12 protein-coding genes are annotated in these 13477 nt (G+C 48.4%); 5 read left to right on the forward strand and 7 right to left on the reverse strand.

What is annotated here, in order from left to right; translation table 11 throughout:
- Positions 1–98 precede the first annotated feature (98 nt).
- Both fusA and CWC22_RS18955 read right to left on the reverse strand, forming a co-directional pair.
- Positions 99–2186 carry an elongation factor G gene (gene fusA / locus CWC22_RS18950; RefSeq protein ID WP_049863889.1) on the reverse strand — a complete coding sequence of 696 codons (2088 nt, stop codon included), beginning with the start codon at positions 2184–2186 and terminating at the stop codon, positions 99–101.
- 332 nt (positions 2187–2518) lie between these two features.
- Entirely contained in the window at positions 2519–3820 is a 1302-nt protein-coding gene (locus tag CWC22_RS18955; protein WP_010385000.1) for a GntP family permease, read from the reverse strand.
- A gap of 129 nt (positions 3821–3949) precedes the next feature.
- Here CWC22_RS18955 and CWC22_RS18960 point away from each other — a divergent pair, with 129 nt between their 5' ends.
- Positions 3950–4834, forward strand: coding sequence for a hypothetical protein (locus tag CWC22_RS18960; protein ID WP_138538048.1), 885 nt, complete (start codon positions 3950–3952; stop codon positions 4832–4834).
- A 10-nt stretch (positions 4835–4844) separates the two neighbouring features.
- Here CWC22_RS18960 and CWC22_RS18965 read toward each other — a convergent pair whose 3' ends face one another.
- Entirely contained in the window at positions 4845–5549 is a 705-nt protein-coding gene (locus CWC22_RS18965) for a hypothetical protein (protein WP_171045050.1), read from the reverse strand.
- Between the two features lie 1472 nt (positions 5550–7021).
- On the reverse strand, positions 7022–7975 hold the full coding sequence (gene ylqF, locus CWC22_RS18970; protein WP_138538050.1) for a ribosome biogenesis GTPase YlqF: 954 nt from the start codon (positions 7973–7975) through the stop codon (positions 7022–7024).
- A 96-nt stretch (positions 7976–8071) separates the two neighbouring features.
- Here ylqF and CWC22_RS18975 point away from each other — a divergent pair, with 96 nt between their 5' ends.
- The 3 genes from CWC22_RS18975 (at position 8072) to CWC22_RS18985 (ending at position 9759) form a co-directional block, all read left to right on the forward strand.
- Positions 8072–8506, forward strand: a complete 435-nt coding sequence (locus CWC22_RS18975; RefSeq protein WP_195879836.1) for a hypothetical protein — start codon at positions 8072–8074, stop codon at positions 8504–8506.
- Positions 8507–8583: 77 nt separating this feature from the next.
- Positions 8584–9123, forward strand: coding sequence for a YaeQ family protein (locus tag CWC22_RS18980; RefSeq protein ID WP_010384996.1), 540 nt, complete (start codon positions 8584–8586; stop codon positions 9121–9123).
- A 30-nt stretch (positions 9124–9153) separates the two neighbouring features.
- On the forward strand, positions 9154–9759 hold the full coding sequence (locus tag CWC22_RS18985; RefSeq protein ID WP_138538052.1) for an alpha/beta hydrolase: 606 nt from the start codon (positions 9154–9156) through the stop codon (positions 9757–9759).
- Here CWC22_RS18985 and CWC22_RS18990 read toward each other — a convergent pair.
- Positions 9753–9962, reverse strand: a complete 210-nt coding sequence (locus CWC22_RS18990; RefSeq protein ID WP_010384994.1) for a hypothetical protein — start codon at positions 9960–9962, stop codon at positions 9753–9755. The genes CWC22_RS18985 and CWC22_RS18990 overlap by 7 nt on opposite strands.
- Before the next feature lie 469 nt (positions 9963–10431).
- Between CWC22_RS18990 and CWC22_RS18995 the strand changes: the two genes are divergently transcribed.
- Positions 10432–10899: a Dps family protein gene (locus tag CWC22_RS18995; RefSeq protein ID WP_125560981.1), complete on the forward strand. Its 468-nt coding sequence runs from the start codon at positions 10432–10434 to the stop codon at positions 10897–10899.
- A gap of 54 nt (positions 10900–10953) precedes the next feature.
- On the opposite strand, the gene CWC22_RS19000 is transcribed toward CWC22_RS18995, so the two are convergent.
- On the reverse strand, positions 10954–11355 hold the full coding sequence (locus tag CWC22_RS19000) for a hypothetical protein (protein ID WP_138538053.1): 402 nt from the start codon (positions 11353–11355) through the stop codon (positions 10954–10956).
- Positions 11356–11438: 83 nt separating this feature from the next.
- Positions 11439–13448 carry a S9 family peptidase gene (locus CWC22_RS19005; protein ID WP_230090661.1) on the reverse strand — a complete coding sequence of 670 codons (2010 nt, stop codon included), beginning with the start codon at positions 13446–13448 and terminating at the stop codon, positions 11439–11441.
- Positions 13449–13477 lie beyond the last annotated feature (29 nt).

The following is a 13477-nucleotide window of genomic DNA, read 5'->3' on the forward strand; positions in this document are numbered from 1 at the left end:
ATAGGATGAATGAACTACTGAATTGTGCAACATAGCAGAAAATTCAGGCATTAAAAAAGGCCGCGAATGCGGCCTTTTTTCAGAAATCAGTCAACTAATTACTTAGCTGCTTTTTTCTCTTTCTCAGCTGCGATTACTGCGTCAGCAACGTTTGCCGGGCAAGGTGCATAGTGAGAGAATTCCATTGAGAACTGACCACGACCAGACGTGATAGTACGCAGGTGACCGATGTATCCGAACATTTCAGATAGCGGTACTTCACCTTTGATACGAACGCCAGTTGCGCCAGCTTCTTGGTCTTTGATCATACCACGACGACGGTTAAGGTCACCGATTACGTCACCTACGTTGTCTTCTGGTGTGAACACGTCAACCTTCATCACAGGCTCAAGAAGTTGAGGACCTGCTTTAGGGATTGACTGACGGAATGCGCCTTTAGCTGCGATTTCGAAAGCGATAGCTGATGAGTCAACTGCGTGGAAACCACCGTCGAACAGCTCAACTTCAACGTCTAGTACTGGGAAGCCAGCTAGAACACCTTCGTCCATCATCATCTTGAAGCCTTTCTCAACTGCTGGCCAGAATTCCTTAGGAACGTTACCACCAACAACTGAAGATGAGAAAGTGTAGCCAGAGTTAGGCTCACCAGGCTTAATACGGTAGTCGATCTTACCGAATTGACCAGAACCACCAGACTGCTTCTTGTGCGTGTAGCTATCTTCAACTTCTTGCGTGATAGTTTCACGGTAAGCAACCTGAGGCTGACCAACAACAAGTTCAACACCGTAAGTACGCTTAAGGATGTCAACTTTGATGTCCAGGTGAAGTTCACCCATACCTTTAAGGATGGTTTCGCCTGAATCTTCGTCAGTTTCAACCTGGAATGAAGGATCTTCTGCAACCATCTTACCGATCGCGATACCCATCTTCTCGTTACCACCTTTATCTTTAGGTGCTACCGCGATAGAGATTACCGGCTCAGGGAAGATCATCGCTTCAAGTGTACATTCGTGCTTAGGATCACATAGTGTGTGACCAGTCTGAACGTTCTTCATACCAACAACCGCGATGATGTCACCCGCTTGTGCTTCAGTCAGTTCGTTACGCTCGTCTGCTTGCATCTCAACCATACGGCCGATACGCTCTGTTTTACCAGTTGCAGAGTTAAGTACTGTGTCACCTTTTTTCATGCGACCAGAGTAGATACGGATAAAGGTCAGGGCACCGAAACGGTCATCCATGATCTTAAACGCAAGCGCTTTAAGCGGCTGCTCAGCGTCAACAGTTGCAACTTCACCAGTAGGCTCACCAGTGTCTTTGTCTGTAAGCGGCTGAGGATCAACTTCTGTAGGTGCAGGTAGGTAGTCTACAACTGCATCTAGTACTAGTTGCATACCTTTGTTTTTGAATGCAGAACCACAGTAAGTTGGGAAGAAAGCAAGGTCACGTGTACCTTTACGGATACATGCTTTGATTTGCTCAAGAGAAGGCATTTCACCTTCCATGTATGCTTCCATCAGGTCGTCGTCTTGCTCAACCGCAGTTTCGATCAGCATTTCATGGTATTCTTCAACTTTGTCAACCATGTCTGCAGGAACGTCTTGGATCTCGTAGTTTTCAGGAAGACCAGTCTCATCCCAAACGTACGCTTTCTTCTCAAGTACGTCTACAACACCACAGAACTCGTCTTCGATACCGATAGGCAGCGTCATAACAAGTGGGTTAGCAGCAAGTACGTTTTGAACCTGATCTACTACGCGGTAGAAGTCAGCACCCATACGGTCAAGCTTGTTTACGAAGATACAACGTGCAACTTCTGATTCGTTCGCGTAACGCCAGTTAGTTTCTGACTGAGGCTCAACACCGCCAGATCCACAGAATACACCGATACCACCGTCAAGTACTTTCAGTGAACGATACACTTCAACTGTGAAGTCAACGTGTCCAGGAGTGTCGATAACGTTTAAGCGGTGGCCTTTCCACTCACAAGTTACCGCAGCTGACTGGATTGTAATACCACGCTCAGCTTCCTGCTCCATGAAGTCAGTTGTAGACTCACCGTCGTGTACTTCACCGGTTTTATGAATTTTACCAGTAAGCTTTAGTATACGCTCAGTGGTGGTAGTTTTACCCGCATCAACGTGCGCGAAAATACCAATGTTTCTGTACTTTGATAAATCTGCCATTGTTTTGCTCTATTTAAAGTAGAAAAATTATTCGGCGGGAGTATATCACCTCTTTAGGCGAACATCATCCTTCAAGTCGTCTAAAATGCAATCAATTTGAGAAAAAAGTGGTTTCCAATGGAATGTATTTTGCTTATATGGCTTTTATGCGTTCTAAAACACCGTCAGATAAAGGCTGTCCCCATTTTGTTCAATGACCAAAGTGTCATGAACAGGCCAAATAAGCGGTCATTTTAATGATCTAAATGACCGCTTATTACTACTCAGACTTACCTAAAACAGGGGCTTTGACGATGATCTCGCCCCTGAGCATAACGTCTCCTTTAAGCCCGTTAAAACCAGATAAACAAACCCAGGATCAGCCCAACCCCCAATAAAGGCACTAAGACAGTCAACACCGCCAACGGCCAGTACGCATCCTGATGCTTCTCGCCACAGATCGCCCGCACTGTGGTCACGACATAACCATTGTGCGGCAAAGTGTCGAGCGCGCCTGAGCTGATCGCCACCACCCGGTGAAGCTGACTGGCATCCACGCCTAAGTCGAGATAATGTGGCGCCACCAATGGCAGGGCAATGGCCTGTCCACCCGATGCCGACCCTGTCAGTGCAGCAATCACGCTGACCGCAATCGCGGCGCCGAGCAGTTCGTTGCCGGGAATACTGGTCATCAGGGCAACGGCCTCATTAAAGGCCGGCGTGCCTTTGGCAACCGCACCAAAACCGACCACCGCAGCCGTGTTTCCGATCGCCACCAATGCCCCTGTGGTGCCTAAGTTCACCGCCTGAGATAAATTATGAAAATGTCTGAAGTTAATCGCTAATATCGTCAGCACTCCACCCAGTAATGCGACGATCAGCGCGTTTTGCTGGAGAGTGCTATGCAGAGTAAATGACAAAATCAACACGACCAGCAAGGGCAATAAACCCGTGATCGGGTGCGGTAAGTTGCGCTGGATCTGTTCCGGGTCATTGTCCCGCGCGACAAAACATTCGCCATTGGCCACCGCCCGGCGGATCATCCAGCTTAAGAGTACATACCCTAATCCCGCCATAAAAATGGCTACCACCAGGCTTTCCTGCCAGGCAGCATAAGGCGAAGTCCCCAGATATTTGATTGGGATCCAGTTCTGGATTTCGGGCGACCCCGCAGAGGTCATGGTAAAGGTCACGGAACCAAATGCCAGCACCGCCGGGATAAAGCGTCGGGGTAAATTGGCATCTTTAAACAGACTGAGCGCCATCGGATAGACAGAAAAGGCCACAATAAACACGCTGACGCCGCCATAGGTCAATAAGGCACAGGCCAATACCACAGCTAACACCGCGTATTTCATGCCGATTTTGCCAATCACATAATGGGCAATGGCATCCGCAGCCCCGCTGTCTTCCATAAATTTGCCAAACAGGGAGCCCAGCAAGAACATTAAAAACCAGGCTTGCAAAAACCCGGCAAATCCGGCCATATAGAGAGACACAAAGGGTTGGCCTGCGGTGGCATTAAAAATAGCAATGTCACTGGTCAGGGCCACGATTAATGCGCACAGAGGCGCAGCGATAAACAAATTGACCCCTCGCAGGGTCAGGCCAATCAGTAACGCCAATGCGCCGATTAAGCCAAGTAAACTCAGCATACATGTCCTGTTGATTTTTTGTTATTTAAGGTTAGTTATACGGCAATTTGGCACTGGGATCGAGCACCCCAAGCAGATCCTCACTGAGGGGCATCACCGACTATCGAATAAGTATAAAGGGAGCACACTATGGCTAAAAAGATCACTTCTCTGGGAACACTCTTTGCTCTGGCGCTGACCACCAGTGCCTGTGCACAAGCGACGGAACGCGCAACCTGGCTGTGGAAAAAAGGCGGAGATCCGCTGGGGGCATCCGCCATGATCACCAGCCAGTCGACGCAGCAGACGCTGATCGATTTGCTGCAACAGCAACATATCACTGCCGTCTATGGCTCCTACGGACAATATACACAAACGCAGTCTCAGGCCGTCGCACAGTGGAACCAGGCACTGGCTGCGCATGGCATTCAGTCACATTACCTGATGGCGCAAAATACCTGGGTTTTCGCGCAAAATCACAGCAAAATGCTCAACAAATTACAAACTCGTCTTATCGATTATCAGCGCAATGCTGCGCCTGATGCTGAATTTACTGCACTGCATCTGGATATTGAGCCTCATGCACTGGCTGAATGGAAGCAAGGCACACCCCAGTCTCGTCAGGCGTTGTTGTGGCAGCTCATTGATACATTCAGAGCCATCAGAGCTTTGCTGGATGATCAGGGTATGGCGCAATTAAAGCTGTATGCCGATATTCCCACCTGGTATGACAGCTCGGCTAAAATTGGCTGGGCCGATCAGGGGACGGCCTTTTTCGCAGCACTGGAGGAGGTACTGGATGGGATTTCAATTATGGCTTACGAGCGGGATAACAGCACGTCCATTTTAAATGCCACTGCTGATGAACGGGCACTGGTCTCCCCCACGTTTTCGGTGAGACTCGGCGTAGATGTCAGCAGTACCTGGCAGGATCCGGCCCATTTACACCGGGTCATTGGCGAGCTGGAAGCCACGCAACAGCGCGTCGATATTCACGATGCCACCGACTACTATTACTGGCTGCAAGCACACTAAGCCCACGTCTTTACTCACCCTGATGCTCGCATGTCAGTGTTACCCGCACGTGCGACGTCATGGTGTGTGCCTGCTCTTTGCAATGATAACCCTGTCTTTGAGTAAAGCGGTGCAGCTCCTGCTCATCATCGCGCTGATCCGCATCATTCCAGTTCGCCTCGTAGGTTACCGAAAATGACGTTGGGCTGAGCGTGGTAAACTGAAAGTTATCGTTCACCAAACAAAGACCCGGTCGCGCCTCACGAGTGCAGGCCTGTATAGGGATCACCGAGCCGGATTCTGGGGTCGTAGAAACGATTAACAATTCAAAAATGTTCTGGTCAAATGAAGTCAACTCCTGAAATGTCACATCCGTTTCCAGCAGCATACGAGTTGTATTGAAACTCGGCCAGCACCCCTCAAGCACATTTTGACAGGGCAGAACATCCGCTTTGTCTGACACGCCGACCGCCTCTCGTGGCATCGCCCATTCCAGATCACGGACCATTTGCCGCACAAAGCGTGAGTCATCACATTGCTGATCCTTGCACTGTGCCCAAAAGCGAAGACGTATCATTTGCCCTGAATGTGGTACAGGCAATGTCTCCAGATAAATTGTGTGGCCCTGAGAGGCAAATGAAAATAACTGGGTGTTGATATCAAAAGAGTCCAGAGCATATGCAGGCAGGCTGAGTGCGGCTACTGCTGCAACTGGCAAAAAACAGGGGGTCATCATAAATTCCTTTTTGCAATTCAAGCAAACCCAGAATAACAACTTACTTGTTTACAGAATAGATACTCCCCATGCATAAATTCATAAAATAGCACCGTACTACAATACACAACACACCAAAAACATAAATGAGAATTATTTTCAAAAAGCAATTGACAGGCACAGAGATCTAATTGATAATCACTCTCAACAAAGTGACTTGACGGTTCATTTTGTTACTCTAATTGTTTCTCGACCCTGAAACGCGTGTCGCGCACGATAACAGCATTGGTTGTTAATGAGTTACATTGACGCCCCTTGGTGTAACTCAACAACCACCTTCTATTTTACTTGCTACATTGCTCATATCGGTGACGGTAGATATGATCCCAAAAAGCCCTCCTCAGGGCTTTTTTCATTTCTGAACGAAGGCAGACTCCCTTTCGTATTCTCCCTGACAACTAAGTGCCAGCCACATCATCAAAAACGCCTGTGTAATGCCCCGCACAACATCAACGGATACAACTGCAAGAAGGAAGAGAAAAACCAAATGAGAACTATTTTCAAAAAGGCATTGACAGGCACAAAGATCTAATTGATAATCACTCTCAACAAAGCGAGATTGACGGCTCACTTTGTCGAAGTACGTAATTTGTTTCTCGACCCTGAAACACGTGATGCGCACGTAAACAGCACAGGTTGCAGGTGCTATGTATTAACGCCCCTTAATGCAGGATACTTGCAACCAACTTACTATTTTACTTGCTACATTGCTCATATCGGTGACGGTAGATATGAACATAAAAAGCCCTGCTCGGGGCTTTTTTTATGCCTAAAATTTACTGCCTGATGATCCAATCACAAAAACGCAAATGAGAATTAATTTCAAATAGATGTTGACTCCTGGAAAGAACTAATTGATAATCATTATCAACAAGGCGAGATTGACGGCTCAATTTGTTGATGTTTTAACTTGTTTTCGACCCAGAATAAGTACGTGTTGCTCACGCAAAAAAGCTTAGGTTGCAGGTGTAAAGTACCGACGCCCCTCGGTGTGGCTCACAGGCAACCAACTTACTATTTTACTTGCTACATTGCTCATATCGGTGACGGTAGATATGAAATCAAAAAGCCCTCCTCAGGGCTTTTTTTATGCCCGGAATTTAACTGCCTAACACAGAAGAACCTAAATGAGAATTAATTTCAAATAGGTGTTGACACTGAATCAAATCTAACTGATAATCATTATCAACAAAGCGAGATTGACGGCTCAATTTGTTGTAGTACTCAGTTTGTTTCTCGACTCAGAAGTACGTGTTGCTTACGCAAAAAGCTCTGGTTGAAGGTGAAAAACATTAACGCCCCTTGATGTGGCTCACAGGCAACCAACTCACATTTTACTTGCTACATTGCTCATATCGGTGACGGTAGATATGAAATCAAAAAGCCCTGCCCCGGGCTTTTTTTATGCCTGATTTTTGCTTCAAGCCCACAGATTAACGACGGTTTTTACGCGCACGAGCACGGCGCTGACGTTTTTCTTCTTCTTTGGCTGCTTTCTTCGCCTCTGCGGCCAAACGCAACTGGGCCACCATTTCTTCTTCCTCATCCCGCATTTGTGGTGTTTCCATGGTGATACGGCCAATGACGGCATCGCGCAGTTCGTTGATCAGGATCTCCGACATTTTGTGCGTATCGACCTGATTGCCACCGCGAATACAGCCACGCTTACGTCCGGCCATTTCAATAAAAGTCCAGTCGCACTCGGGCAGCTCGTCAATTTTATAGCGTGCCTGCAACAGTTGAGGGTAGGCCTGTAACAGATACTCTGCGGTATAACTGGCCACTTCCTCATAATTGATTGCAGTATCACGAATGGCGCCGGTGGCAGCCAGACGATATCCCGAGTTTTCGTTTTCTACTTTAGGCCACAACATGCCCGGCGTGTCATACAACATAATGCCGTCTTCCAGCTTAATACGCTGTTGGGCCTTAGTGACCGCCGGTTCGTTACCCGTTTTAGCCACAATTCGTCCGACCAAAATGTTAATTAAGGTAGATTTACCGACATTGGGGATCCCCATAATCATGGCCTTTAGCTGCTTATCCTGACCCACTTTTTGCGGTGCCAGCTTCTTACACAAGGCATTGATCCGCTGTACCTCGTTGCCCTTGTCATGGCCAAATGCGAGGGTTTTGACGCCATCTTCGCGCTCAAAGTAGTCCATCCAGGCCTGGGTCTGCTCAGGGTCGGCCAGGTCAGCCTTGTTCAGAATTTTGATGACCGGCTTGTCGCCGCGCAACTGCGCCACCATGGGGTTTTCACTGCTGTAGGGTATACGGGCATCCAGCACTTCAATAATCACATCCATCTGCGGCATGATCTCTTTGATCTCATTGCGCGCCTTGTTCATATGTCCCGGAAACCACTGGATACCTGTTCTGCTCATCGTTTTCTACCTTATTAAATCTGGCTGTGTCAGACTGTAGACGCACAGAAAACATACTTTCTGCAACCCGGCCACGCGACACATGAATAACGCATAGTGTACTATAAACGTGGATATTGGGGGATCAAAGATGCAGCAACAGGTTACACCAAACAGGGAGCATGTGTTTTGAAAGGAAACTGGGACAGAGCCGCGGTCAAAAGTGTCTTTTACACCGGCCTGCTGCTATTACTGGGTATTGCGGCTTTGATGTTTGGTGACTTCCCCGGTCCAATCGAAACGGTGCGCCTGTTTACCACCATCGCGCTCCTCTCTGCATTTTACCTTGCTTTCTCTGTGATAGGCTGGCTCACTATCGGGTTGCCGGTTCACTGGCTGTGTGGCCGCTATACCAATGGTCATCTTGTTTTCTACGCAACCCTGCCTGCTATACTGCTGATACTCTCGCTGACTTATAACGGACCCTGGTTACTGCCTAGCTGTGCGCTTTTGCAGGCGTGTCTGTTCCGTTACTACCTGCACCGTGGTTAGTGCAGATCCGCCTCACTTTCCCCGCACAAATTGTGTATTTACCGATATAATGGCGTTTTTGCTAAATTGGACAGGCAATGGCACTCAAATCAACTATTTTAAAGGCCAACCTCTCGCTCAGCGATATGGACCGTCATGTGTATCAGGACATCAGTGTCACGCTGGCACAACATCCATCAGAAAACGCCCAACGCGTGATGGTCAGGCTACTGGCGTTTGCACTGGAATATCAGGATGGACTCAGTTTTAGTAAAGGCTTATGTGTCGAAGATGAGCCGGATATCTGGCTAAAAAACTACAGTGACGAAATTGAGCTATGGCTAAGTGTTGGCTTACCGGAAGAAAAATGGCTGAAAAAAGCCAGCAATCGAGCCAAACAAGTGGTACTTTATACGTATGGTGAGAACAATCAGGGCCCATGGTGGCAAAAGAACCAAAACACCCTGCGCCAGTATAGCAACCTAAAAATCATCAGCCTGCCATATAGCGCCACCAGCGTGATGGCTGAAATGCTAACGCGTACAATGGCGTTAACCGTCACAGTGCAGGATGGCGAGATTTGGTTCAGTGATGAGCAACACAGCGTGCATCTGATCCCCGAAACACTACAAGGATAAGCTCACCCGGGTGCAAAAGAGGTAAAAACAATGGCAGTAACCAAAGTGGTCGTCTTACATGGATTGTATATGTCTGGATTTGTCATGCGCCCGCTGTGCGAGCGCCTGGAAAAACTTGGCTTTGACATCCTCAATCTCAGCTACAACACGCTGACACCCGACAGACACGCTATCTTTGAACAAATCGATGCCTTTGTTGCGGGCCATGATGCCGCGTTGGTCTGCCACTCCATGGGTGGCCTGGTGGCCCGGGATTACCTCACTCACAATTCAGCCGCCAGTGCGGCCATCAGCAAAGTGATCACCCTGGGGACACCACACAAAGGCAGCTATATCGCCAAACACATGCATGATCACGGCTTCGATATGCTGCTCAAAAACAGTGTCGAATACCTGCTCAGCCAACAGCAAAACTGGCCGTTTAAAGCCAAGCTCTATAGTATCGCCGGAGACTTGCCAATTGGTCTGATGCCGCTGTTGAAAAAAGGCAGCCGTTCCGATGGCACCGTGCTGCTGGACGAGACCAAATTGCAGGGCATGGCCGAGCACAAGATCTTTCGTCTCAGCCATACCACCTTAATTTATTCCCGGACGGTGCTCGATTACATCGTCGAAGTACTCGAACGTAATCAATGATCGCCGTTGGCTGCAATTTTGTAAGCCACCAATGCGATGATCCCCACAATCAGAGGAATGGGCGCAGCAATATATCCAAACGCATCTGAATTTGCATAGCTGGCACCTGCCAGGTGGCCAACCAGGCCCACAACAAAGGTCAACAGTGCTATCACCACGACAGCGATTTCGGATTTATGTTGAGAAGGGGTTTTACCTTGCATGATACGCTCCTTGGGTGCTGCACAGTATTTGTGCTCTGACACACCGAAATAATAACCTAACGGGATGGCTCAGATGCGCACTTAAATTACCCTGAAAAAATACACGCTCTGTGCCTGTTAAGTTCATTATGCGCCTCTGAATCGTGGAAATTTTGACCTGAATCAAAACGCTGCTGTGGCAAAAATACAACCCATTTTACGTTTGAGATAGATCAACTTAGCTGTCGTTGTTGGGGTGCGGCGTGTCAAATTGGCAAACTTTAAGCATCCTTAACACCCACGCTAAGCGCTTGCTGTACCTTCTTTTTTCTAACAAGGAGACACGCGTGTGGCAGCACTGTCTTCAATAATCTCGATACCGGCAATCGACTTTTCCCATTTGGCATCTGCCGCCTTTTTAGTCACACTAAGCATCAATCAGACGCATCATGTCGCGTCCTCTTTTTTAACCACAGTACAGGAGTAAACAATGAGCAACAGCATTGGATTAGACAGTCAGAAAAGTCAGGCACTGGTAGGCAGCCTCAATACCCTGTTAAGTAGTTACCAGATCCAATATATGAATGCCCGCAGTGTTCACTGGAACATCAAAGGCCGTAACTTCTTCGAGTTACACGTTAAGTTTGAAGAAATTTATAACCAGTTACTGCTTCAGGTCGATGAAATCGCAGAGCGTATCCTGACTATTGAAGGCACCCCTTTGCACGCCTTCAGCGATTATCTGGAGCACAGTCAAATCAGTGAAGCGAAAGGGATCAGTGATGGTCAGGAAGCGGTAAAACGCTTACTGGATGGCTTTACCACCTTGATTAAAATGCAGCGCAATATTCTGGAGCAGGCAGGTGATGCCAGCGATGAAGGCACCGCAGCAATGATGAGTGATTACATCAAAGAGCAGGAAAAACTGGTGTGGATGCTTAAAGCGTATCTCGCATAATACCAATTAACTTAATTAAGTGGAGGGCACGCCCTCCACCTCAAACAAGGCGGCTCAGCTCAGCCAGGACGTCGCCTCACGATAATGCGGGTGCTGGACCAGGTAAGCATCGGCATCCAGGTAAAATAACACTTTCACCGGCTGTGTCTGCCACAATTGTGTCAATAATTGACGCGACACCGCATTCACCCCGATAAAATCAATTTCCTGATAACCGCGCTGGGCCACATCCGCAAAATACACCTGCAATGCAGCCAGACTGTCTGCGGTTGCCAGTTCACACTGGGTCAGATTTATCACCACGCGCTGAAGCTCACCAGCGGTACAAGGCGCGATTTCAGTCAGCACTTGTTGCTCAAACGCCCGCACTCCTTCACGATTAAATGCGCCAACCAGATCCACAAATATCACTGGCGGCACAATGTCGATTTGCCATTTTCCATGTGCTGAAAACATACCTTGTTCTCCAAACGTTTGTATCACCTGTGTCACGTTTTCTGGCAAACCGGCTGACAGATGCCAACCGACGGTTGCACCAGTTAGTGTTCTAACAAGCCAATAAAGAAAGCCATTTCCAGGGCTTTTTCACGCAAACTCTTAAAGCGACCTGAAGCACCGCCGTGCCCTGCATCCATATCGGTTTTAAACAACAGTTGATTGTCATCAGTTTTTAACTCACGCAGCTTAGCCACCCACTTCATCGGCTCCCAATACTGCACCTGAGAATCATGCAGGCCAGTTGTTACCAGAATATTAGGATAGTCCCCTGCGCGCAGGTTGTCATAGGGTGAGTAGGCTAAAATGGTGCGATAATCCGCCTCATCATTGGGGTTTCCCCACTCGTCATATTCATTGGTGGTCAGCGGGATGCTTTCGTCCAGCATGGTTGTCAATACATCCAAAAACGGCACATGACATCCGATACCACGATAGAGCGCTGGCGCCTGATTCACCACGGCTCCCATCAGCAGGCCACCGGCACTGCCACCAGAGGCAAATACTTTATCCGCAGCACCGTACCCTTGTTCAACCAACGCCCGGGTTACATCTTCAAAGTCGTTAAAGCTGTTTTGTTTATGCGCTTTTTTACCTTGCTCATACCAGTGACGACCCAGCATTTCTGAACCACGAATATGCGCAATGGCATACACAAAACCACGGTTCAGCAGACTCAGCGTATTACTGGAGAAGTTCGGATCTATGGTGATCCCATAAGCACCATAGCCGTACTGCAACAAGGGGTTGGTGCCATCTTTATTGAATTTGTCTTTGCGGTAGACCAGAGACACCGGCACCTCAACACCATCGCGCACAGGAATATGTAATCGCTCGGACGCATAGTGATCCGGGTTAAACTCACCCAATACACGTTGCTGCTTCTTCAAGGTCTTTTTGCCCCCTTCCAATGCAAAATCATAAATACTGCTTGGGGTAGTCAGGCTTGAATAATAGATCCGAACCACCTGAGCGTCGGGCTCAGGGTTATAGCCCAGGCCAGCGTAGAAGCAGGCATCATCAAATTTCAGCTGATAACTGTGCCCGGCATAATCGTGCACCACAAAGCGGATCTGGCCGCGCTCGCGCTCTGTCACCACATAGTGGCTGTTGAACAACTCCATGCCCTCAAGCAGCACATGTTCTCGGTGTGCAATTAGCTCTTCCCATTGTTCCGGCTCTGCCAGCGTATCTTTGGTAGCACGCAACAGGCGAAAGTTTTTTGCTGCCCGGTTCGACACCAGGTAGTAATACTCGCCCAGCTTATCCAGCCCATATTCATGACCCGGCGTGCGTGCCAGCAAAGGCTCAAACTTACCCAGAGGCTCATCAGCCGACAACGCCAGAATGTCTGTGGTTTCCGTTGCCGCCAGATGAATGTAGATTTCGCTTTCATCTCGGCTCTTGCCCAGGCCCATATAGAACTGACGATCCTGTTCTTCATACACCAGCTGGTCGTCACTTTGCGGCGTACCCAGGACATGGCGGTAAACCTGATAACCCAGCAGGGTTTGCAAATCTTTACGGACATAAAACACGGTTTTGCTGTCGTTGGCCCAGACCACTTCCCCTTCGGTTTCGGTCAGTACGTCACTCAGCATCTCGCCGCTTTGTAAGTCTTTAAAGCGCACAGTATAAATACGCCGGCCATCCGTATCTTCACTGTAGGCCAGCAAATTGTCATTGGGGCTGACGGCAATGTCACCCAGTTCAAAAAACTCGTATGCCTGCGCCAGCTGATTGACATCCAGTAGTAACTGCTTGTCTGTCATGGCTTCATCGCTGCCACGATAATGACGCGAGTATTCATCGTCGCCTCTGACTTCGCTCATATACCAAAAACGCCCATCCTTAACCGGCACCGTGCTGTCATCTTTGACAATGCGACCTTTCATTTCTTCAAACAACTGGTCCTGCAGCCCTTTATGCGTTGCCATCATCGCCTCACAATAGGCGTTCTCAGCATGCAAATGGTCTAATATCTCGGCGTTCTGACGTTTATCGTCACGCATCCAGTAGTAGTTGTCTGTCCTTTGATGTTGGTGATGTGTCATGGTGTGTGGCACTTTTTTAGCCACTGGCG

It is taken from the genome of Pseudoalteromonas rubra (assembly GCF_005886805.2).
GTDB classification, from domain to species: Bacteria; Pseudomonadota; Gammaproteobacteria; order Enterobacterales; family Alteromonadaceae; genus Pseudoalteromonas; species Pseudoalteromonas rubra_D.